The organism is Rhizobium sp. P1_E6 (genome assembly GCF_056405875.1).
Map to the genome: position 1 here is coordinate 87,132 of NZ_JBFUBG010000021.1, position 19,729 is coordinate 106,860.

A 19,729-nucleotide genomic window follows, 5' to 3' on the forward strand; every position below is an offset into this window, starting at 1 on the left:
CCGGCATCTGGAACTTCCATGCCGGCAATGGAGATCATAATCAGGCGGGTTTCGTCTCGTCTTCCCCGGCGGGGCGGATGCGCAGCTTGGTGATGCGGTTCTTTTCCCGCTTCATGACGACGAAGCGCTTGCCGTGGAAGGTAAAGGCCTGCCGCTCTTCGGGAATGGTCATTGATTCATGGATGACGAGGCCGGCGATCGTCGTCGCCTCCTCGTCGGGCAGGTTCCAATCGAGTGCGCGGTTGAGATCGCGGATCGGCACGCCGCCATCGACGACGATGGAGCCATCGGCCTCCTGCCTCACACCTTGCATGTCGATATCGTGCTCGTCGGAGATATCGCCGACGATCTCCTCCAGAATGTCCTCCAGCGTCACGATGCCCTGCACCTCGCCATATTCATCGACGACGACGGCGAAATGCTGCTTGCGGCGCAGGAAGGCATTGAGCTGATCTTCGAGATTGGTGCTGTCGGGCACGAACCAGGGCTTCTGGGCGATCTTCACGATGTCGAGCTGCTGCGCTTCCATGTTCGGTTCGGCGAGCGCCCGCAGCAGGTCCTTGGCATGTACGACGCCGATGATGTTGTCGATCGTACCGCGCCAGAGCGGCATGCGCGTGTAAGGGCTTTCGAGGATGGCCCGGACCACGGATTCCGGCGGATCGTCGGCGTTAATCGCCCGCATCGCCGTACGGTGAACCATGATGTCGGAAAGCTCGAGCTCGCCGAGATCGAGCACGCCGCCGAGGCGGTCGCGGTCGGCCTTCACCACCGAGCCTTCGCGATGCAACAGGTCGACGGCACCGCGCAGTTCCTCATGAGCCGACAGCATCGAGACTTCGCGCGACAGGGTGATGCCGAAGAGACCGAGGATCTGGCGTACGATTGCGTTGATGAAGGAGGAAAGCGGTCCGACAACGGCGACGAAGAGGCGGGTCGGTATTGCAACATTGAGCGCAAAACGCTCAGGCGTGGAGATCGCCCAGCTCTTCGGCAGAACCTCCGCGAAGATGACGAGGATGATGGTCATGGCAAGTGTTGCCAGCGCCACACCGGAATTGCCGAAGATCCCCAGAAATATGCTTGTCGCCAGCGACGAGGAGAGAATGTTGGCGAGATTGTTGCCGATCAGCAGCGCACCGATCAGCCGGTCGCGGCGCTCGATGAGGATTCGCACAAGACCGGCGCGTTCGTCGCCATTGGCTTCCAGCGTATGGATGCGGCTTCTCGAAACAGCGGTCAGCGCGGTTTCGGACCCCGAAAAGAAGGCAGACATCAGCACTAGGGCCACGATCGAAACGATCTCCGGCCAGTAGACCGATAAAAACGCCAGAGTGCCTTCGACTGTCATCAGGGATGCTTTTCCTTGAGAAAGCTGATCACTTCGGAAGCCGGCACGTTGTCCGCGACGAAGGACTGGCCGATGCCGCGCGTCAGAATGAAGGTGAGCTTGCCGCCCTTGACCTTCTTGTCCTGCGCGATCGCATCCATCAGCACCTCCGCCGGCGGYAGAGTGCCCGGAATTTCCGACACACGGGTCGGCAGGCCGACCGCCCTCAGATGCGCCTCGACACGGCGGGCGTCATCGGGGCTTGCAAGGTTCATGCGCGCCGAAAATTCATGCGCCAGCACCATGCCGATCGAAACGCCTTCGCCATGGACCAGACGGCTGCTGTCATAGGCGGTCGCAGCCTCCAGCGCATGGCCGAACGTATGGCCGAGATTGAGCAGCGCCCGCTGGCCGTTTTCCCGCTCGTCGGCGACGACGACATCCGCCTTGGCCTGACAGCTAATTGCAATCGCTTCGATGCGGGCCGAACCACCTGCAAAGACCGCCTGCCAGTTGTTCTCCAGCCAGGCGAAGAAATCCGGCTTGTCGATCAGTCCGTATTTCGCGACTTCGGCATAGCCGGCGCGAAATTCGCGCTTGCTCAGAGAATTCAAAACATCCGTATCGGCGAGCACGAGATCCGGCTGATGGAAAACGCCGATGAGGTTCTTGCCGTGGCGGCTGTTGATGCCGGTCTTGCCGCCGACGGAGGAATCCACCTGGGCGAGCAGCGAGGTCGGCACCTGCACGAAGCGCACCCCGCGCCTGATGATGCCGGCCGCAAAACCCGAGAGGTCGCCGATGACGCCACCGCCGAGGGCGATGACATAATCATTGCGTTCGACGCGGGCCTCGAGAACCTTGTCGCAGACATTGATCAGATGTTCAAAACTCTTGGTCTTCTCGCCGGCCGGCAAGACAACCTCTGCCGAGGCGATGCCCGCGGCATCCAGGCTTGCCTTCAATGCATCGAGATAAAGCTGCGCCACATGTTCGTCGGTGATGATGGCCGCCTTACGGCCCTTGAGCCGCGAAGCGATCTCGCCGCCGGCGCTGGCGATCAGGCCCGGCCCGATCAGGATATCATAGGCCCGCTCGCCAAGCGGCACATGGACCTTGCGGACGGCGGAAGCGGGAGTGATCGCGTTCATGATAATGCGCTTTCTTTCTGGGCCTCGACCATGGCTCTCAGCACTTCATCGGCCATGACTTCCTTTCGCACGTCGCGCGAAAGCACCGTGAGATCGGCCTCGGCATAAACGGGGTATCGGGCATTCATCAGATTTTCGAGCGTCTGCTTCGGGTTTTCGGACTTCAGCAACGGACGTGTATCGCGCTTGTTGACCCGGTCCCAGAGCACGTCGAGATCGGCCTTGAGCCAGACCGAGAGGCCGCCCTTCTTGATATGCCTGCGGGTGCGGTCGTTGATGAAAGCGCCGCCGCCGGTGGAGACGACGCGCGGGCCGCCCTTCAGCAGGCGCTTCATCACCCGCGTTTCGAGCGCCCGGAACTCTTCTTCTCCATAGGCAGCAAAAAGCTCCGTGATCGTCATCCGCGAAACGCGCTCGATCTCGATATCGCTATCGACGAAAGGGATGCCGAGCTGCTGCGCGACAAGGCGGCCGACGGAAGATTTTCCGGCGCCCATGAGGCCGACAAGGATGAGATTGCGTGAACCGAGCGCGGCGCGAGCTCTGTCTTTCAGACTGTCTGCAACGGAAACTGGGGGCTCACTCATCGGTCCATTCACACTTTGTTTGCAAACGGTATCGACAAATGCGGGTGTAGCGTCAAGTCGCGGGCAAGGGAATCATGGTCTCACTGCCGCTTCTTGCACTTGCAAACACGCTTCTTATAACAGAGGCAGAGTTCTAGGGAGTAGCCGGATGCCGAGCCTGATCCGTTTCCTGTCCGTTCTGGCGGTCATCGCCGGACTGATCTATGGAGCGATGTGGGCGCTCGCCACCTTCGTCGAGCCGCAGCAGCGAGACGTGACGATCCGCATCCCCTCCGAGCGGGTGAACCCGCCCTCGACGGGCACGATCAACACCACGAAGAAGTGACGCGATGAAGGATCTCGGCCGCGTCCATGTAGAATCATTTCTTGAAATGATGAGTGCCGAGCGCGGTGCCGCGGTCAATACGCTGCAGTCTTACGAGCACGATCTCGACGACCTGCGCTCTTTCCTGCACGGCCGCAGCATCCGTCTGACGGAGGCAGCATCGGGCGATCTTGGCGCCTATCTCGCCTCGCTGTCCGCGCGGGGCTTCAAGCCCTCCTCGCAGGCCCGCCGGCTTGCCGCCATGCGCCAGTTCTATAAATTCCTCTATGCCGAGGGCCTGCGCACCGACGATCCGACCGGTATTCTCGACGCCCCAAAGAAGGGCCGCCCCTTGCCGAAAACAATGGGCGTCGAGGAAGTGACAAAGCTGCTGACCCAGGCAGAAGCCGAGGCCGCCGACCTCAACCCCGGCCAGCTTCATCGTCTGCGCATGCTGGCGCTCCTGGAACTTCTCTACGCCACCGGCATGCGTGTCAGCGAACTCGTCTCGCTGCCCGCCCGCGTTCTCGATCAGGAGGGCCGCTTCCTGATGATCCGCGGTAAGGGCAACAAGGAGCGGCTGGTACCGCTTTCGCAATCGGCCATTGCCGCTCTGAAATCCTACGGCCGCATGCTGGCGTCTGAAAACGCCGCATCAAAACAGCCGCAGGAGAGCCCCTGGCTCTTTCCGGCCGCCTCGAAAGAGGGATACCTGCCGCGACAGGTCTTCGCCCGCGATCTCAAGAATCTGGCAATCCGAGCCGGCCTCACACCATCGATGATTTCGCCGCACGTCATGCGGCATGCCTTCGCCAGCCATCTTCTGGCCAATGGCGCCGACCTGCGCGTGGTGCAGGAACTCCTCGGCCATTCAGACATTTCGACGACACAAATCTATACGCATGTTCTGGAAGAACGGCTCCAGCAACTCGTCCATACGCACCACCCCCTTGCAAAACAGGCGAAAAAGCACGAATAGGACCGGCGACAAGGGGCGGAACCAGGAAACTGCCCCGCGCACAAGGAACGGAAACGCACCTCATGCACAACTATCTCGACTTCGAAAAGCCGATCTCCGACCTCGAAGGTAAGATCATCGAGCTTAAGAAGCTGGCGACGGAAGACGAAAGCATCGACACATCCGACGAAGTCGGCAGGCTCGAAGTCCGCGTCCGCGAGGCAATCGTCGAGATCTATTCGAAGCTGAACGCCTGGCAGAAGACGCAGGTCGCGCGCCACCCGCAGCGTCCGCATTTCGTCGACTATGCCAAGACCCTCTTTCAGGAATTCACGCCGCTTGCCGGCGACCGCAAGTTTTCCGAGGATGCCGCCATCCAGGCTGGCCTTGCCCGCTTCCGCGGCCAGCCGGTCGCCGTCATCGGCCAGGAAAAGGGCAACGACACCAAGAGCCGCCTGAAGCACAATTTCGGCAGCGCCCGTCCCGAAGGTTACCGCAAAGCGATCCGCATCCTCGAAATGGCCGACCGCTTCCAGCTTCCGGTCATCACCCTTGTCGATACCGCAGGCGCCTATCCGGGTGTCGGCGCCGAAGAACGCGGTCAGGCAGAAGCCATCGCCCGTTCGACGGAAATGTGTCTCGGCGTGAAGGTGCCGTTGATCTCGATCGTCATCGGCGAAGGCGGCTCGGGCGGCGCGATCGCGATTGCCACCGGCAATCGCGTCTACATGCTCGAGCATTCGATCTACAGCGTCATCTCGCCGGAAGGTGCAGCCTCCATCCTCTGGCGTGACTCCACCCGCGCCAAGGAAGCTGCGACCAACATGAAGATCACCGCCGAGGACCTGAAGTCGCTCGGCGTCATCGACGGCATCATCCCCGAGCCGCTCGGCGGTGCGCATCGCGATCCCGACAGCGTTATCGCCGCAACGGGCGACGTCATCGCCAATGCACTAGGCGAAATGGCCTCCCGCTCGGGCGAGCAGCTGCGCAACGATCGCCGCCAGAAGTTCCTTGCCATGGGCCGCAATCTGTAAAATCCACAGGCCGTTCCAGCCGATTGAGGCCAAACCTTGGCCACAATAATGTTATCTGTAACATCAGCGCTTGCAGGACACGTCCGCGCAAGTCATAGGCTGGTAAGGATTTATCAAGTATAAGCCGCCTATGATTCCGCGCTGAGCCCGGTTTCCGTAAGCGGGTTKGGTCGCATTATTGATGGGCTGATTGAATGCGCATACGTCATCTTGCCTATGTTTCGCTTATGGCGCTGGCTCTGACCGGCTGCAATGACGCATTGGAATCGGCCCAGGGCGTCGACCTTTCGACCGTCAAGAACAAGGTGGAGCAGCCGCTTCCCGCCCGTATCCTTGCAGACATGTCGGCCAAGGGCATGGATCGCAACTCGCCGATCATGATCCGCATCTTCAAGGAAGAAGGTGCGCTGGAAGTCTGGAAGGCGAAGACGGACAATCGGTTTGAGAAGATCGCCGGCTACAAGATCTGCGCCTGGTCTGGCAAGCTCGGCCCGAAGGTCAAGACCGGCGACCGGCAGGCGCCGGAAGGTTTCTACAACCTGAGCCGCGCCAACCTGAACCCCAATTCCAAATATTATCTCGCCATCAACACCGGTTTCCCGAACCGGTATGATGCCGTCAACGGCCGCTCCGGCAGCGATCTGATGATCCATGGCGCCTGCTCGTCGTCAGGCTGCTACTCCATGACCGACCAGCAGGTTCTGGAAATCTACGCCTTTGCCCGTGACGCCTTCAAGGGCGGCCAGGACAGCGTGCAGCTTCAGGCCTTCCCATTCCGCATGACCGCCGAGAACATGGTCAAGCACCGCCTCGATACGAATTACGATTTCTGGAAGATGCTGAAGGTCGGCTACGACAATTTCGAAGTCACCAAGCGCCCGCCGGAAGTGAATGTCTGCGAGAAGAAATACGTCTTCAACCAGCAGGCCACGAGCGGCGGCAGCTTCAATCCGGCCGGCGCCTGCCCGGCCATGTCTACGCCGCCGGCGCTGACGGCGGCGCTCGCCTCCTACGGCAAGACGTATGATGCCGATTATCAGACGGCGCTGAAGAAATACGACGGGCTTGCCTGGTACGACCCGACGGAAGCCGAACGCAAGGCTGTGGTCGCCAAGCAGCGCAAGGGCCGCGAACTCGCATATGCGCCGACCGGCACGTCGCTTGAGGCCGGCCGCATGGTCAAGGTTGCCGAACTCGAAGACATGATGGCCAATCAGGCCGCAAAGAGCGTGGCTGCAAAGACCGCAGCTGCCGCTACGCCGACGACGCAGGCTCAGGCCACGACCGTTGCCGCAGCACTGCCGGCAAACATCCCGGTACCGATGCAGAACCCGCTGGCCTATGCCGCGCCCGAGCCCGCGCCGCAGGAAACCGCCGACGCTACCAAGAAGCCGTTCTGGAAGTTCTGGGCCAGGAACTGATTGGCTTGGACGCCATTCTCTACGATCTGCGCGGGCTGAAATGCCCGCTTCCGGTCATCAAGACACGCAAGAAGCTGACGGCCATGCCGAGCGGCGCGCTGATCCTCGTCGATACCAGCGATCCGCTTGCCGTCATCGATATCCCGCATTTCTGCAATGAAGACGGCCACGAGCTCGTCAGCACAGAAAAGACCGAACGCGGCCACCGCTTCCTGATCCGTAAGGGCTAGAACAGCCCTATTGAAGTGGAGGGTGCCCCCTTCGCATCGAGCCCCCTCCGGAGGGAGCCCCCTCCGCAAAATGCCCAGATTCAGGAAGAGAGAGTGTCCCTTATGCGTCCGAACGGGCGCTCGGTGCTCTCGGTGGAGGGGGCGAACCTTCAATGGAGGGTGCCGCACCCTCCGGTTCAACCAATTGAAATATATGCATTTAAACAAGTGGAGGGGGCGGAGGAGCGATTTGCTCAAACATGCCGGAAGCCACTTATGCCGGCATTGATACAGGCGGTAYGCACGACGCTTGCGGAGAGTCTTGGAAATGCTCCCTCCGGCCCCCTCCGCGATCCAATCGCGCGGTTCTTGATGATCCGGGCCGACGCAACGCTTCAAAGCGCGTCGCGATCTTTCAGATCCGCATGCCCGGAATGGCGAGCGGATTGTCACTGAGCGCGGCGCGATCCGGTGTATCAATGCGCGGCTTGCCGAGGAAGGCATCGAAGAGATCTTTCACGAAAGCCTCAGGCAGATCCTTGGTGATCAGCACCATGCGCGTGCGCCGATCCTCAGGGTCCGGCCAGGCGGCAAGCCGCACCGGCGGATGGAAGATGCTCTGGACGCCGTGCAGCACCAGCGGGCGCTCCGGCCGGTCTGATGTGGCGATGATCGCCTTCATGCGCAGAAGCTTCTCTCCGTGCGCCGAACGCAGGAGATCGATGAACATTTCGAGCGCCATCGGATCGATTGCCTTTTCCTCGATGATCGAGAAGGAACGGATCGACGCATCGTGACGATTGATGTCGTGCGGGTCCTGATGCTCGTGGCCATGATGATCGTGATCGTGGCCATGATGATGCCCCTCGTGCTCATCCTCATCATGCAGCCAGCGGCGGACATCGGCGATCTTCGTCGCTGGGTCGTAAAGCCCGTTCACGAGCACGCGTGCCGAGCCGGCTTCATCGCTGTCGGCATCCATGAAAGCCGCGTACGGATTGAGACCGCGCAAACGCGCCATCAGCGCATCCGTATCGCCTTCTATGCTCTTTTTCGAGACAATCAGCCGATCGGCAACAGCCGCCTGCTTGCGCGCCTCCTCGTGATTGTCGAGCGTCTGCAGACCATTCACGGCATCGACGACAGTGACGACACCGTCGAGCTCGAAATTCTGCGCGATGATCGGATTGCCCATGATTGCCTGCATGACAGGAGCCGGATCGGCAAGGCCGGTCGTCTCGATGACCGCGCGTTTGACCGGCTTCACGCGGCCCGTCTGCACCGCATCAATCAGGTTTGCAAGGGTGTCGACCAGTTCCCCGCGCACGGTGCAGCAGAGGCAGCCGTCGGAAAGCTCGATGATGGAATCGCCGGAGCTTTCGACCAGCAGATGGTCGATGCCGACATCGCCGAATTCGTTGATGATGACGGCCGCATCCTTCATGGCGGGATCTTTGAGGATGCGGTTCAGAAGCGTCGATTTACCGGCGCCGAGAAAGCCGGTCAGGATCGTGACCGGGATCTTGTCGCTAAGCGTACTCATGGTTTTTCCTCAGAAGGATTTCGGCCGCGGGAGCGGAACAGGAACATTGGCGAGCGCTTCCACAGCATCGCCCTTGGCGGTCTTGTCGTTCTGCGCGACCGGCTGCGGATCCTGCCCGGGAATGAGGCCGGCGAATACGAATTGCGGCTCGTGATCCATTTCATGGATATAGGGCGACTGCACCTTCATGCGGCCGACCTCGTCGCGCGTTTCACTGCGCACCTTGGCGCCCTTGGCGCTGCAGATATCGGCCGTGATGTCGTTCACCTGGTCCTGCCCGGGCCCGTAAGGCTTCAGCGAGCCCAGCGTATCATTTGCCGCAAACTGCGAGGTGAAGCCCTTTTGCAGAAGGTTCGCGGTAGCATCGGCGCGAGCCGCCAGGCTGTCGGTGCCGAGCACGACGGACACCAGCGTCCGGCCGCTGCGCGTCGCAGAACCGATCTGGTTGAAGCCCGAGGCACAGATAAAGCCGGTCTTCATGCCGTCGGCGCCGGCAAAACGGCCGATCAGCATATTGATGTTCGGGACGTTCTGCTTGCCGTTCGTGAAGCCTTCCAGCGAGAAATAGCCGGCATATTGCGGGAAGTCGCGGCGCAGCGCCACCGACAGGATCGCGAGATCGCGCGCCGTCGTGTACTGTCCCTTGCCCGGCAGGCCGTTCGGATTGACGAAATGCGAATCCGACATGCCAAGTTTCACCGCTTCTGCATTCATGCGGACGACGAACGCTTCCTGCGTGCCGCTGACCGCCTCCGCAACGGCAACGGCAATGTCATTGGCCGACTTGACCATCAGGATCTTGAGCGCGCTGTCGAGCGTGAACTTCTGGCCCGGTTTAAAGCCCATCTTGGCCGGCGGCTCGGCGGCGGCCCGCTTGCTCATGACGACGGGCGTATCGAGGCTGATCTGGCCGGAGCGGATCGCATCGAAGACCGTATAGACGGTCATCAGCTTGGTCAGCGAAGCCGGATACCATTTGCGGAAGGCTTCCTCATGCTCCAGTACGCGACCGGTCTGCACGTCGACCAGAATATGCGGATTGGCCTCAGCAAGTGTAACGGACGAGACAAGAACCGCTGTTGCTGTCGCTATAAAAGAAAAGGGCCGCAAAGCGGCGAACAAACGATCGTGGCGCGTCGACAAGTGCTCGTCCTTCAGGGAATTATCTCGAAACCTTCCCCTATTTACCCTATATGGCTATGACATGGCAAAGGTCATTGACTAAGTTATTTCCAAGGCATCACACCCTTGTGATGCTCAGACAGGCCCCAGCATTTCATTCACAGGAAGCCAAGAATGCCGATTCTGAATAGAGCCGCCGAACTTCAGGACGAAGTTGCTGAGTGGCGCCGTCACATCCATGCGCGGCCGGAACTTCTCTTCGCAGTCGAAAACACGGCTGCCTTCGTTGCTGAAAAACTTAAGGAATTTGGCGTCGACGAGATCGTTACCGGCATCGGCCGCACCGGCGTCGTGGGGCTCATCAGGGGTAAGGGCGAAGGCGCCCGCACGGTCGGTCTGCGCGCCGATATGGACGCCCTGCCGCTCACCGAAATCACCGGCAAGCCCTGGGCTTCGAAAACACCTGGCAAGATGCACGCCTGCGGCCATGACGGCCACACCGCCATGCTGCTCGGTGCCGCGAAATATCTCGCAGAGACCCGCAACTTCAACGGCAATGTCGCCGTGATCTTCCAGCCGGCCGAAGAAGGCGGTGGCGGCGGCAACCTGATGGTCAAGGACGGCATGATGGAGCGCTTCGGCATCGAAGAGGTCTACGGCATGCACAACCTGCCGGGCCTGCCCGTCGGCCAGTTCGCCACCCGCAAAGGCTCCATCATGGCGGCGACCGACGAGTTTACCGTCACCATCAAGGGCCGCGGCGGCCACGCGGCGCAGCCGCACAGCACGATCGACCCGATCGCAATAGGCGCGCAGATCGTTTCGAACCTGCAGCTGATCGCCTCGCGCAGTGTCAATCCGCTGCGTTCGGTCGTCGTATCCGTCACGAAATTCAATGCCGGCTTCGCCCACAACGTCATCCCTAATGACGCGACCTTCGCCGGCACAATCCGCACGCTTGATGACGAGGTGCGCGCCCAGGCGGAAGCGCGCCTGCGCGAAGTCGTGGAAGGCATCTGCGCTGCCCATGGCGCCACAGCCGACATCAACTTCCACCGCAACTACCCCGTCACCTTCAACCACGCGGATGAAACGGAGCACGCCGTTGCCATCGCAACCGATATTGCCGGCGAAGCCAACGTCAATCCCGAGGTCGACCCGATGATGGGCGGCGAGGATTTCTCTTACATGCTGAACGCCCGCCCCGGCGCCTTCATCTTCATCGGCAACGGCGACACCGCCGGCCTGCACAACCCCGCCTACGACTTCAACGACGAGGCGATCGCCCACGGAATTTCCTACTGGGTGCGCCTAGCCGAACAGCGCCTCGGCGCCTGAGACGAAACGACATGAGAGACTGCAAAAAGGCTTGGCTTAACGCCAAGCCTTTTGTATGCATGGCATCCAAGTGGTCCCGTAGCTCAGCAGGATAGAGCACCAGATTCCTAATCTGGGGGTCACGCGTTCGAATCGCGTCGGGATCACCATTCTTTCACCGATATCTGGGCCGCCACTGAACTGCGCGTTTTGCGCCGGCCCCTGACACCGCCACCAGGATCCACCCGCCAATGAAGCCGATCGCCGCCCAGACGAGGCCGGCGAAGCTGACGGGCACGCCGGGCACGAAATCGCGCCAGGTATTGGCAAGGATCCCCTCATCGGCATTGCGCATCAGCACGAAGGGCTTGGCGACCGGCGCGGCGCTGCCGAGATCCGATTGCTGGGTGATGAGGCGCTCGTAGCGCTCCAGCGTGCTGCGCATGGAGATGCCGCGATCGCGCAGGAAATCGTCAGGTGAACGCGTGTAGGCATCAAGTGCCTGCTGGCGATCGAGATGGTGGTCGGTGGCCTGTTTCGTGAAGTCGTCGACGATGATCCTGAGTTCGTCGATCGCCCCGCCGATGCGCTGGCGATACTGCTGGGCAAACTCCGGCGCCTGCGAAAAAAGCGTGCCGCCGGCAAGCCCGACGACCAGTGTGATGCCCCTTCCGATCGGTCCCATGAGGATGCCTCCAGCTGTTCCTACACCAGAACGATTTTGAAAGGGCAAAGGTTGCCGCTGACACAATCGTTAACGCTATGTGATTGAACCGATTGGGCTTCGTCCGAGTTCATCAGCCGACCAACTCAGAAAGAGAGATTTGTCATGAAGAACATTATCATTGCTTCCACGCTTGCTGCAGCTTCCATTTTTGCAGGCGCACTGCCCTCGCAGGCAGCCAGCGTCACCATTACCACCGACAATGGCGGCCGGGGCTATCACCGTGCCGATGATCAACGGTACTACCGTCACCATATGCCGGCACGTCGCGTTTCACATGACTGCGTCACCCGGACGGAGCGGATCCACAGTCACGGGCATGTCGTAGTCAAGAAGACCCAGGTCTGCCGCTAAAGGCGATAAAACCCGGCTGGATATCCAGCCGGGTTTTACTTTTTTGAAGCATGAGGAACTTCGGAATTTTCTCTGCGTTTAAGCGACAGAACAGGAGTATCCGCCATGCGTATTCGAATGATTTTGCTTGCAATCGGTTTCGTCGTCAGTGGCCTGATGCTGGCCATCGTCCATCAGCCGCAAGGTCCCGCTACAGCAGCCAAGACCGATCGCCTTGTCGGCGAAAAGGCTCCGGCCGGCTTTCTGCCGGAACGTTTTGCCGGCTGATCAGCTGAGCGAAGGMTTGCGCGCCACGACATGGAAATATTCCTCTTCGGCCAGCGTCTCACCACCGAGCGGCCGACCCTCGACCGAAAAGAGCAGCTGCTCGCCGATGAAGCCACTTTCAGAAAGTTGCGAACGCAGTTGGCCTGGCGTCGTGGCATAGACCATGATGCCGAAATCATGGGCGCGATGCAGCAGGATCGCATGCTCGCCATGCCGCTGCTCCAGTGGCGCAAAGCGACGCTCGCGCACCAGCCCCACCGCATGCTTGAGGAGCCGGAAGCTCAGCTTCACCGGATGGTTGGACCAGACGATCGAGGAGCGCGCGCGATTTTCGCCAAAACCATGCCAATTGCGATTGAAGGTCGAAAAGGCGAACGTGCCGCCGGCCTTCAGCACGCGCGAGACTTCACGCAGGACCGATTTCCGACCATCGGCATCGACTGAATCGATACCATTATAGCTGAACACCACCAGATCGAAGGAACCGCTTTCGAAGGCCGAAAGATCGCGCGCATCCATATGTTCGAAACGAAGGCCCGGATAATTGGAGCGTGCGAGCGTGACCATTTCAGGCGTGTAGTCGATACCGACATAATCGCCGGCCTCCTTGGCGATGAGCGCCGCCGTGCGGCCGCCGCCGACGCCAATATCGAGGATGCGGCCACCCTTGGCATTCGCAAGGCCAATGCTCAGCACCGTGCGTTCGCCTTCATTGATGAAGCCGTTACTATTACGATAGTCGCGCCGGGAGAGCGGATTGCTCCATGTCCGGCGATTGATCACTTCCATCTGATGCATCGAAAAACCTGACTTTCCGGGGGCTATGGACTAGGCCCGAGCGTAGGTCAGGTGCCGAAGCCGGTAAACTTACGTAACGTTAATGTTTCGTTAAGGTTAACGCCGGGCGTTGCTTTTGGGTCAGCCGAGCAGGATACGGTTGTGCACCGTGTGCACGCCCTCGACGGTTTTTGCGACCGAAGTCGCCCGCTCGATTTCGCCGACAGTGCCGACGCTGCCGCTCAACACGATCTCATCGCCTTCGGCTGTTACCTCGACATCGGCGGCGTCGATACCGCCGGCGATTGCCAGCGCATTGGCAACGGCGGCCTCCAGCGTCGCGCGATTGGCATATTCCGCCTCCGCTTCCGGTTCACGCCCGTGAAATGTCGGTTCCTTGAAAACCATTGTCCTGTCCTCCGTAATGATGCGGAAGAAACGCCCGGCAATGGACTTGGTTTCGCCTACCAGCGAAGCTGATAGTTCAGATTGATATTTCCCGTCCGTCCCGTCGACAGCGGATCGGATATCGAAGCGGTCAAGCCGAGGTCGGGCAATATATTCTGGCTGACGGCGACAGTGCTGGAGAAATCGCCGTTGAAATCGCTGACGCTGCTGCCGGCCGAAATCGAGGTGCCGGTCCACGGATAGATCAGCTTGACCGCCTGTGAAGCAGATATCGTCGCCTGCCGCGTATCGATAGCGTTGTAGCCGAGACTGACGGCACGCGTCGTCTGCATGTCGAGAGAATCCGACAGGATCCAGCTTCGCGAACGGCTGAGCATCAGCGCGCCGCTGCCGCGCAGAGTATCGACTTGCAGCGTCACATCCTGCTGCGCACGGGTGGCAGGCGTGGCGCTCACCTTTTGCAGCCTGCCCCACAGCATCGCCTGCCCTGAATCCGGCAGCGGCGCTCCGCTTTTGTCGGAGGCAAGCGCCAGATCTGCGCCGGCGCTGGTCTCCCATTCCATCGGCAGGCGAAACCCGACCGTCGCCTTGTAGGACCGGCTGGAGACCTTCACCGGCGACCAGATCAGCAGGTCATCGGCAAATGCCGGCTTCACCAGTGGAAATAGAGCAAAAACAAAGCATGCGATCTTTATTCTGGACATGATTTTCGATCGTTTTGAACTCGCACTCCTGTCACACGCCGATAGGCGCAGAGCGGACGTGGAAGCGCTCGCGTCGAACGCAATGAAGGATGGCGCAAACACGCAATCCCGGCTTGGTCTTCGATTTTTGCTTGGCCCATGGCCAGTGGCATAATTGCCGGTTGCTCGTCAGGCGCCTCGGCACCCAGCGGAATTGCCTTTGCGGCCAGCAACTGGCCGCGGCAATATTCGTCCCCACGAGGACTGTTATCAGGATCACATCACGGCGAAGCTATGTAAACCCCTCTGGAGTTGAAATTTGCTGCACCGCACACTTGCTGCCCCTTCCGATCCCCTGTAGAGCCGGTGGCAAATGTGCAATTTCTTACGAAATCGACCATGATGACGGGCAAAATCGCGCCTCGGCGCCTTAGTATTTTCGGTTCGACTGGCTCGGTCGGCCAAAATACGCTTGATGTCGTCGGTCATCTGGGCGGTCGGCAAAATTTCGAAGTTTCCGTCCTGACCGGCAATGGCAATGTGGAACTGCTGGCCCAGCAGGCAAAATCCGCCGGCGCCCGGCTCGCCGTCATCGCCAATGACCGCCATTACGAATCGCTGAAGAGCGAGCTTTCGGGCAGCGGCATCGCAGTCGCCGCCGGTAAATCCGGGCTGATGGAAGCCGCAGACCGCGAAGCGGATTGGGTGATGGCCGCCATCGTCGGCACGGCCGGCCTTGCACCGACACTGGCTGCAGCGCGACGCGGAGCGGATATCGCGCTTGCCAACAAGGAGTGCCTGGTCGCGGCCGGCGATCTTTTCATCGAGGCGGTGAAAAACGGCGGCGGCAAGCTTCTGCCAGTCGATAGCGAACATAACGCGATCTTCCAGGTGCTGGAGGAGAATCAGCGCCATGCCCTGGAGCGCATCATCCTGACGGCATCGGGCGGCCCCTTCCGCACATCCTCGCGTGAGGAGATGGCCAATGTCACGGTCGAAGCCGCACGCGCCCATCCCAAATGGTCGATGGGCTTGAAGATTTCCATCGACAGCGCCTCGCTCTTCAACAAGGCGCTGGAGATGATCGAGGCGAAGCACCTCTTCGACCTGCGTCCTGAGCAGGTGGAGGTGATCGTCCATCCGCAGTCGATCATCCATTCCATGGTCGGCTATACGGATGGCTCGGTGCTGGCGCAGCTCGGCGCGCCCGATATGCGCACCGCAATCGGCTACGCCCTGTCTCACCCGCGCCGCGCGAACCTGCCGATCGAACGGCTGGATTTCGCCAAACTCGCGCGGCTCGATTTCGAGGCGCCGGACGAAAAACGTTTCCCTGCGCTAAGGCTTGCCCGACTGGCGATGACGCGCGGCGGTGTACAAGGCGCGGTGCTGAACGGCGCCAAGGAAGTCGCGCTCGAAGCCTTCATCGAAGGCCGCCTGCCATTCCTCGCTATGGCTGAAATCACCGAAAGGGTGATGGATGAGCTCGTCGGCTTGCCGGCGGCGACAACGATGGACGATGTCTTTGCCGCAGACAAGGAAGCCCGGCAGCGGGCTGCCGGGCTGATCCAATAAAGAAATTTTCCTGAAAAATCAGGCGCCGTGACGTCAAGCGACGTGACGGGCGAGCGCGCAGCGCGACCAGAGCGAATGCAGCGCGCCGACCAGATGCTCGATATCGGTATCCGAATGCAGTGGCGTCGGCGTGATGCGCAGGCGCTCGGTCTTCTTCGGCACCGTCGGATAGTTGATCGGCTGCACATAGACGCCGAAATTATCGAGCAGCAGATCTGAGATCCACTTACACTTGGCGGCATCGCCAACCATGACCGGCACGATATGGCTCGGGTTCGGCATATGCGGAATGCCCTGCTGGTCAAGCAGCGTGCGCAACTTTCGCACACGGTCCTGATGGCGAGCCCGCTCGAAGGGGCTTGCCTTCAGATGCCGTATCGACGCGACCGAGCCGGCAGCGAGCGCAGGCGGCAGCGACGTCGTGAAGATGAAGCCCGACGCAAATGAGCGGATGAAATCGCAGAGAGCAGCGGAAGCGGCGATATAACCGCCCATGACGCCAAAAGCCTTGGCAAGCGTGCCTTCGATGACGGTGATGCGGTCCATCAGGCCTTCGCGCTCGGCAATGCCGCCGCCGCGCGGACCATACATGCCGACGGCATGCACTTCGTCGAGATAGGTCATCGCGCCATACTTGTCAGCGAGATCGCAGATTTCCTTGATCGGTGCGATATCACCATCCATCGAATAGACGGATTCGAAGGCGATAAGCTTCGGCGCCTTGGGATCGGCAGCAGCGAGCTTGGCCTCGAGATCGGCGACGTCATTGTGCTTCCAGATGACCTTCTCGCACTTGGCGTAGCGGATGCCCTCGATCATCGAGGCATGGTTGAAAGCATCGGAGAAGATGATGAGGCCGGGGATCTTGGCGCCGAGTGTGCCGAGTGCTGCCCAGTTCGAAACATAGCCGGATGTGAAGGTCAGCGCGGCTTCCTTGCCATGCAGATCGGCGAGCTCCTGCTCGAGCAGAACATGGTAGTGGTTGGTACCAGAGATATTCCGGGTGCCTCCCGCACCCGCGCCACAGTGATCGATGGCTTCCTTCATCGCCTCGATCACCTTGGGGTGCTGGCCCATGCCGAGATAGTCGTTGGAGCACCAGACGGTTACTTCCTGTTCGCCATTCGCCGTGTGGCGGGTCGCACGCGGAAAGTTACCGCGATGGCGCTCCAGATCGGCAAAAACGCGGTAACGGCCCTCAGTGTGAAGCCCGTCCAGCTCGCTTTTGAAAAACGCTTCGAAATCCATCATATGCTCCAGTTCGTACGGCTGTTTCTTGCTGAGACGGCAACCGAACGTCAACCCTTTCGTCCCTGATTTAAYATCAACTGCGGCAAAAGGCGCAGACTTTTGAATGATTCCAGGTAAAAAATACGCCAGTCGCGATCAGGGAAATTGATCGACGTCAATTCCGGCGACAAATTCGCTTTTAATCGTGGAAAGAAACTCTCGCCTTACGAAAAAAAGCTTGTTGATGGTGGACAAGCCCTTCTTGCGACATAGTTTCCGGGCTAGCCTAAGAAAAAATAGGTTAGGGACGACATCCGCCCGCTGGGGCGCCAAAAACCTCGGAGAAAAGAGATGAAAAAAGTCCTCGTACTCGCATTGATCGGCCTTTCGATCGCAAGCTGCACACCCACCCAACAGGGTGCCGGTATCGGCGCTGCGTCTGGTGCCGTTATCGGCGGCGTAGTCACCGGCGACGTGCGCGGCGCGGCAGTTGGCGCAGCGATTGGCGGCGTTTCGGGTGCGCTTATCGGTAGGGTCGCAGAGCAGCCTGGCCAATGCTACTACCGCGACCGGTATGGTCGCCGCTACATCGATGATTGCCGCTGAGATCAGCAATCAGAATGGGGAAAATGGAAATCCCGGACCCTCGTCCGGGATTTTTTTGTACTAAATTAGTGCGCCTGCAGTTTAAATTGGTACACGTGGCGCGATTTTGCCGCTAAGCTTGTTATCGGCTGGGCAACGCAGAGCTTCATTTTAATGTAACCCAAAAGCGGCGGATGCGGATTAGAGGGACGGGCCTGAGAACTGGTATTGCGTATCGAGCAGGCGCCATGGTGGTGGTCGCAGCGGCGGCTGCATTTTCACCAGTCCTCGTGGGCAATGCCTACGCATTCAAGCTTTTTGGCATCACCATATTCGGCAAGGACGAGGACGAGAACCTGCAGGTGCCCGATCCTGTGCGCTATGACGTCGACCTCGAAGCCGGGACAGCCGATAGCGACCTCAAGGAGGCGCTGGAGAACAGCTCCCGCCTCGTCGGCGACAAGAACCGCGCGGTTTCAGGCGATCTGGGCGTCGTCGTGAAAGCCCGCGACGACCGCGACAGGCTGATCGCCACACTTTACGAAAAGGCACGCTACGGCGGCGTGGTGACGATTACCATCGACGGCCGCAACATAGACGATCTGCCGCCGAACCCGACTTTCGATCGCTCGAAGCCCATTCCGGTCAAGGTGGATATAGCGCCTGGCCCGGTCTTCACTGTCAATGAAGTGCAGTTCGGCGGCGATGCTGCACACCGCAACCCTGCCGATTACGATCTCGCTCCAGGCGAACGGGCCGGCTCGCTCGCCATCATCAAGGCCGGTGATACGATCGTCGACCAGTTGAAGAGCGAGGGCAGGCCCTTTGCCAAACTGACCGAACGCCGTGTGGTCGCCGACCACAGCAAGAACACCGTCGATGTCGTTCTCGCTGCCGAAGGTGGTCCGGTTGCTCCGATCGGCGACGTCGGCGTGACTGGGGAGGAAAGGGTCAAGCCGGAATTCATCCAGCGCTACTCCCGCCTGCAGAAGGGCGAAGCCTATTCGCCGGAGGCGCTGAGGAAGGCAGGTGAGCGCCTGCGCGCGCTTGGCGTGTTCTCCAGTGTGACGATCCACGAAGGCGACGCGCTGGCCTCCGATGGTACCTTGCCCATGACGATCGAGGTTTCCGAAGGCAAACGGCGCTATCTCGGCGTCGGCGCACAATATTCGACGATCGACGGCTTCGGCGTCAACGGCTACTGGGGTCATCGCAATCTGTTCGGCGGAGCAGAATCGCTGCGTATCGAAGGCGCCGTCTCGCGCCTCGGCGAAGCGTCCGACGTCGGCGATCTCGATTATTCCGCCGGTATCCTCTTCACGAAGCCGGGCTTCATCCATCCATCCGCTACGCTGAAGGCCGGCATCGTCGCCAAGACGGAAAATCCGGATGCTTATAATGCGAAGCTTGTTACCGCCTCGCTCGGCCTCTCCTATGAATTGACGGATCAGGACACCATCTCCGCAGCCGGCGAGGTGAGCTTCGAGAATGATGACGACGCCTTCGGCAACAACAATTATCTGACCTTTACGCTGCCGATCACCTATGATCGCGACGCCCGCGACGACAAATTCAATCCGACCGGGGGTTACCACGCCACGCTTTCGGCAAAGCCGGGCTATGAGTTCATGAACGGCACGGTCTACTCGGCCTTCGAAGGCTCAATTTCCGGCTATCTCGGCCTTGGCGCCGAAGACGGCATCGTCCTCGCCGGCAAGGTCGCGGCCGGCACGCTGATCGGCGGCGATGGCGTTCAGGATATTCCCGCCACCCAGCGCTTCTTTGCCGGCGGCGGCGGTTCTGTGCGTGGCTACGGCTATCAGGAAATCTCGCCCTATAATGAAAACGGTGATGCGACCGGCGGCCGCTCCTATGTGACCAGCTCCTTCGAGGCGCGCATCAAGATCACCGATACGATCGGCGTCGTGCCCTTCATCGATATCGGCACGGTTTCGGACAGCATTACGCCTGATTTCTCCGATATCAGGGCCGGCGCGGGCGCCGGTATCCGCTATGCAACGCCTTTTGGCCCTCTGCGGCTTGATTTCGCCGTACCGCTGAACAAGTACGATGGTGGGACGGATTATGGAATTTATGCCGGCATAGGCCAGTCATTCTAGGCCAGTTACAAGGAATGCCGATTTCGC

The 19,729-nt window shown here is 60.2% G+C and carries 21 protein-coding genes and 1 tRNA gene; 12 read left to right on the plus strand and 10 right to left on the minus strand.

The window, feature by feature from the left end; all coding sequences use genetic code 11:
* Positions 1-40: 40 nt before the first annotated feature.
* From AC1D35_RS13510 to AC1D35_RS13520, 3 genes are read right to left on the minus strand one after another with little or no spacing between them, the layout of a single operon-like run.
* Positions 41-1,351 (minus strand): HlyC/CorC family transporter, encoded by a 1,311-nt coding sequence (locus AC1D35_RS13510; RefSeq protein ID WP_477833690.1) that lies wholly within the window; start codon positions 1,349-1,351, stop codon positions 41-43.
* The gene (aroB, locus tag AC1D35_RS13515; protein ID WP_113308230.1) at positions 1,351-2,481 is read right to left on the minus strand and encodes a 3-dehydroquinate synthase; all 1,131 of its coding nucleotides are present in this window, start codon (positions 2,479-2,481) and stop codon (positions 1,351-1,353) included. Before aroB ends, AC1D35_RS13510 begins: the two co-directional genes overlap by 1 nt.
* A complete protein-coding gene (locus AC1D35_RS13520; protein ID WP_113299109.1) occupies positions 2,478-3,068 on the minus strand; it encodes a shikimate kinase in 591 nt (196 codons plus the stop codon). Before AC1D35_RS13520 ends, aroB begins: the two co-directional genes overlap by 4 nt.
* 148 nt (positions 3,069-3,216) lie before the next feature.
* On the opposite strand from AC1D35_RS13520, the gene AC1D35_RS13525 reads away from it, so the two are divergent.
* The 5 genes from AC1D35_RS13525 to AC1D35_RS13545 all read left to right on the plus strand — a co-directional run bounded on the left by AC1D35_RS13525 (position 3,217) and on the right by AC1D35_RS13545 (position 7,018).
* The gene (locus AC1D35_RS13525) at positions 3,217-3,393 is read left to right on the plus strand and encodes a hypothetical protein (protein WP_477833694.1); all 177 of its coding nucleotides are present in this window, start codon (positions 3,217-3,219) and stop codon (positions 3,391-3,393) included.
* A gap of 4 nt (positions 3,394-3,397) precedes the next feature.
* Positions 3,398-4,351, plus strand: a complete 954-nt coding sequence (gene xerD / locus AC1D35_RS13530) for a site-specific tyrosine recombinase XerD (protein ID WP_113308231.1) — start codon at positions 3,398-3,400, stop codon at positions 4,349-4,351.
* Between the two features lie 62 nt (positions 4,352-4,413).
* Complete coding sequence (locus AC1D35_RS13535; RefSeq protein ID WP_113299111.1) at positions 4,414-5,367, plus strand: acetyl-CoA carboxylase carboxyltransferase subunit alpha; 954 nt, start codon at positions 4,414-4,416, stop codon at positions 5,365-5,367.
* 194 nt (positions 5,368-5,561) lie between these two features.
* Positions 5,562-6,788, plus strand: a complete 1,227-nt coding sequence (locus tag AC1D35_RS13540; protein WP_113299112.1) for a L,D-transpeptidase family protein — start codon at positions 5,562-5,564, stop codon at positions 6,786-6,788.
* A gap of 5 nt (positions 6,789-6,793) precedes the next feature.
* Positions 6,794-7,018, plus strand: coding sequence for a sulfurtransferase TusA family protein (locus tag AC1D35_RS13545; protein ID WP_113308232.1), 225 nt, complete (start codon positions 6,794-6,796; stop codon positions 7,016-7,018).
* Positions 7,019-7,412: 394 nt separating this feature from the next.
* Here AC1D35_RS13545 and AC1D35_RS13550 read toward each other — a convergent pair whose 3' ends face one another.
* Positions 7,413-8,540: a CobW family GTP-binding protein gene (locus AC1D35_RS13550; protein ID WP_113308233.1), complete on the minus strand. Its 1,128-nt coding sequence runs from the start codon at positions 8,538-8,540 to the stop codon at positions 7,413-7,415.
* A gap of 9 nt (positions 8,541-8,549) precedes the next feature.
* Entirely contained in the window at positions 8,550-9,683 is a 1,134-nt protein-coding gene (locus AC1D35_RS13555; RefSeq protein WP_113299115.1) for a D-alanyl-D-alanine carboxypeptidase family protein, read from the minus strand.
* A gap of 153 nt (positions 9,684-9,836) precedes the next feature.
* Between AC1D35_RS13555 and AC1D35_RS13560 the strand changes: the two genes are divergently transcribed.
* Both AC1D35_RS13560 and AC1D35_RS13565 read left to right on the plus strand, forming a co-directional pair.
* Positions 9,837-11,000, plus strand: coding sequence for a M20 aminoacylase family protein (locus AC1D35_RS13560; protein WP_113308234.1), 1,164 nt, complete (start codon positions 9,837-9,839; stop codon positions 10,998-11,000).
* Between the two features lie 72 nt (positions 11,001-11,072).
* A tRNA-Arg gene (locus AC1D35_RS13565) sits at positions 11,073-11,149 on the plus strand.
* Positions 11,150-11,154: 5 nt separating this feature from the next.
* On the opposite strand, the gene AC1D35_RS13570 is transcribed toward AC1D35_RS13565, so the two are convergent.
* Positions 11,155-11,664 carry a DUF2937 family protein gene (locus AC1D35_RS13570; RefSeq protein WP_113308235.1) on the minus strand — a complete coding sequence of 170 codons (510 nt, stop codon included), beginning with the start codon at positions 11,662-11,664 and terminating at the stop codon, positions 11,155-11,157.
* Between the two features lie 144 nt (positions 11,665-11,808).
* Here AC1D35_RS13570 and AC1D35_RS13575 point away from each other — a divergent pair, with 144 nt between their 5' ends.
* Both AC1D35_RS13575 and AC1D35_RS13580 read left to right on the plus strand, forming a co-directional pair.
* Complete coding sequence (locus tag AC1D35_RS13575; RefSeq protein WP_113308236.1) at positions 11,809-12,057, plus strand: hypothetical protein; 249 nt, start codon at positions 11,809-11,811, stop codon at positions 12,055-12,057.
* Between the two features lie 105 nt (positions 12,058-12,162).
* Complete coding sequence (locus AC1D35_RS13580) at positions 12,163-12,324, plus strand: hypothetical protein (protein ID WP_477833731.1); 162 nt, start codon at positions 12,163-12,165, stop codon at positions 12,322-12,324.
* Here the strand turns inward: AC1D35_RS13580 and AC1D35_RS13585 are convergent, their stop codons facing one another.
* From AC1D35_RS13585 to AC1D35_RS13595, 3 genes are all read right to left on the minus strand, one after another.
* Positions 12,325-13,113: a class I SAM-dependent methyltransferase gene (locus AC1D35_RS13585; RefSeq protein ID WP_477938690.1), complete on the minus strand. Its 789-nt coding sequence runs from the start codon at positions 13,111-13,113 to the stop codon at positions 12,325-12,327.
* A gap of 129 nt (positions 13,114-13,242) precedes the next feature.
* Positions 13,243-13,509, minus strand: coding sequence for a BON domain-containing protein (locus AC1D35_RS13590; protein ID WP_113308238.1), 267 nt, complete (start codon positions 13,507-13,509; stop codon positions 13,243-13,245).
* A gap of 56 nt (positions 13,510-13,565) precedes the next feature.
* Entirely contained in the window at positions 13,566-14,213 is a 648-nt protein-coding gene (locus tag AC1D35_RS13595; RefSeq protein WP_113308239.1) for a hypothetical protein, read from the minus strand.
* Positions 14,214-14,591: 378 nt separating this feature from the next.
* Between AC1D35_RS13595 and dxr the strand changes: the two genes are divergently transcribed.
* Positions 14,592-15,767, plus strand: coding sequence for a 1-deoxy-D-xylulose-5-phosphate reductoisomerase (dxr, locus tag AC1D35_RS13600; RefSeq protein ID WP_113308240.1), 1,176 nt, complete (start codon positions 14,592-14,594; stop codon positions 15,765-15,767).
* A gap of 33 nt (positions 15,768-15,800) precedes the next feature.
* Here the strand turns inward: dxr and hemA are convergent, their stop codons facing one another.
* Positions 15,801-17,015 (minus strand): 5-aminolevulinate synthase, encoded by a 1,215-nt coding sequence (gene hemA, locus AC1D35_RS13605; RefSeq protein ID WP_113299123.1) that lies wholly within the window; start codon positions 17,013-17,015, stop codon positions 15,801-15,803.
* Positions 17,016-17,348: 333 nt separating this feature from the next.
* On the opposite strand from hemA, the gene AC1D35_RS13610 reads away from it, so the two are divergent.
* Both AC1D35_RS13610 and AC1D35_RS13615 read left to right on the plus strand, forming a co-directional pair.
* The gene (locus AC1D35_RS13610) at positions 17,349-17,603 is read left to right on the plus strand and encodes a YMGG-like glycine zipper-containing protein (protein ID WP_007822262.1); all 255 of its coding nucleotides are present in this window, start codon (positions 17,349-17,351) and stop codon (positions 17,601-17,603) included.
* Between the two features lie 173 nt (positions 17,604-17,776).
* Entirely contained in the window at positions 17,777-19,702 is a 1,926-nt protein-coding gene (locus AC1D35_RS13615; protein WP_477852248.1) for an autotransporter assembly complex protein TamA, read from the plus strand.
* The last annotated feature ends 27 nt before the right edge of the window (positions 19,703-19,729 follow it).

Bases quoted from the DNA above. Each gene is read 5' to 3' on its own strand.
- AC1D35_RS13610 (WP_007822262.1), top strand. From the start codon at position 17,349: ATGAAAAAAGTCCTCGTACTCGCATTGATCGGCCTTTCGATCGCAAGC.
- AC1D35_RS13535 (WP_113299111.1), top strand. From the start codon at position 4,414: ATGCACAACTATCTCGACTTCGAAAAGCCGATCTCCGACCTCGAAGGT.
- AC1D35_RS13510 (WP_477833690.1), bottom strand. From the start codon at position 1,351: ATGACAGTCGAAGGCACTCTGGCGTTTTTATCGGTCTACTGGCCGGAG.
- AC1D35_RS13570 (WP_113308235.1), bottom strand. From the start codon at position 11,664: ATGGGACCGATCGGAAGGGGCATCACACTGGTCGTCGGGCTTGCCGGC.
- AC1D35_RS13575 (WP_113308236.1), top strand. From the start codon at position 11,809: ATGAAGAACATTATCATTGCTTCCACGCTTGCTGCAGCTTCCATTTTT.
- AC1D35_RS13595 (WP_113308239.1), bottom strand. From the start codon at position 14,213: ATGTCCAGAATAAAGATCGCATGCTTTGTTTTTGCTCTATTTCCACTG.
- AC1D35_RS13525 (WP_477833694.1), top strand. From the start codon at position 3,217: ATGCCGAGCCTGATCCGTTTCCTGTCCGTTCTGGCGGTCATCGCCGGA.
- dxr (WP_113308240.1), top strand. From the start codon at position 14,592: ATGATGACGGGCAAAATCGCGCCTCGGCGCCTTAGTATTTTCGGTTCG.
- AC1D35_RS13615 (WP_477852248.1), top strand. From the start codon at position 17,777: ATGCGGATTAGAGGGACGGGCCTGAGAACTGGTATTGCGTATCGAGCA.
- hemA (WP_113299123.1), bottom strand. From the start codon at position 17,015: ATGGATTTCGAAGCGTTTTTCAAAAGCGAGCTGGACGGGCTTCACACT.
- AC1D35_RS13580 (WP_477833731.1), top strand. From the start codon at position 12,163: ATGCGTATTCGAATGATTTTGCTTGCAATCGGTTTCGTCGTCAGTGGC.
- AC1D35_RS13540 (WP_113299112.1), top strand. From the start codon at position 5,562: ATGCGCATACGTCATCTTGCCTATGTTTCGCTTATGGCGCTGGCTCTG.
- AC1D35_RS13590 (WP_113308238.1), bottom strand. From the start codon at position 13,509: ATGGTTTTCAAGGAACCGACATTTCACGGGCGTGAACCGGAAGCGGAG.
- AC1D35_RS13550 (WP_113308233.1), bottom strand. From the start codon at position 8,540: ATGAGTACGCTTAGCGACAAGATCCCGGTCACGATCCTGACCGGCTTT.
- AC1D35_RS13560 (WP_113308234.1), top strand. From the start codon at position 9,837: ATGCCGATTCTGAATAGAGCCGCCGAACTTCAGGACGAAGTTGCTGAG.
- xerD (WP_113308231.1), top strand. From the start codon at position 3,398: ATGAAGGATCTCGGCCGCGTCCATGTAGAATCATTTCTTGAAATGATG.
- AC1D35_RS13520 (WP_113299109.1), bottom strand. From the start codon at position 3,068: ATGAGTGAGCCCCCAGTTTCCGTTGCAGACAGTCTGAAAGACAGAGCT.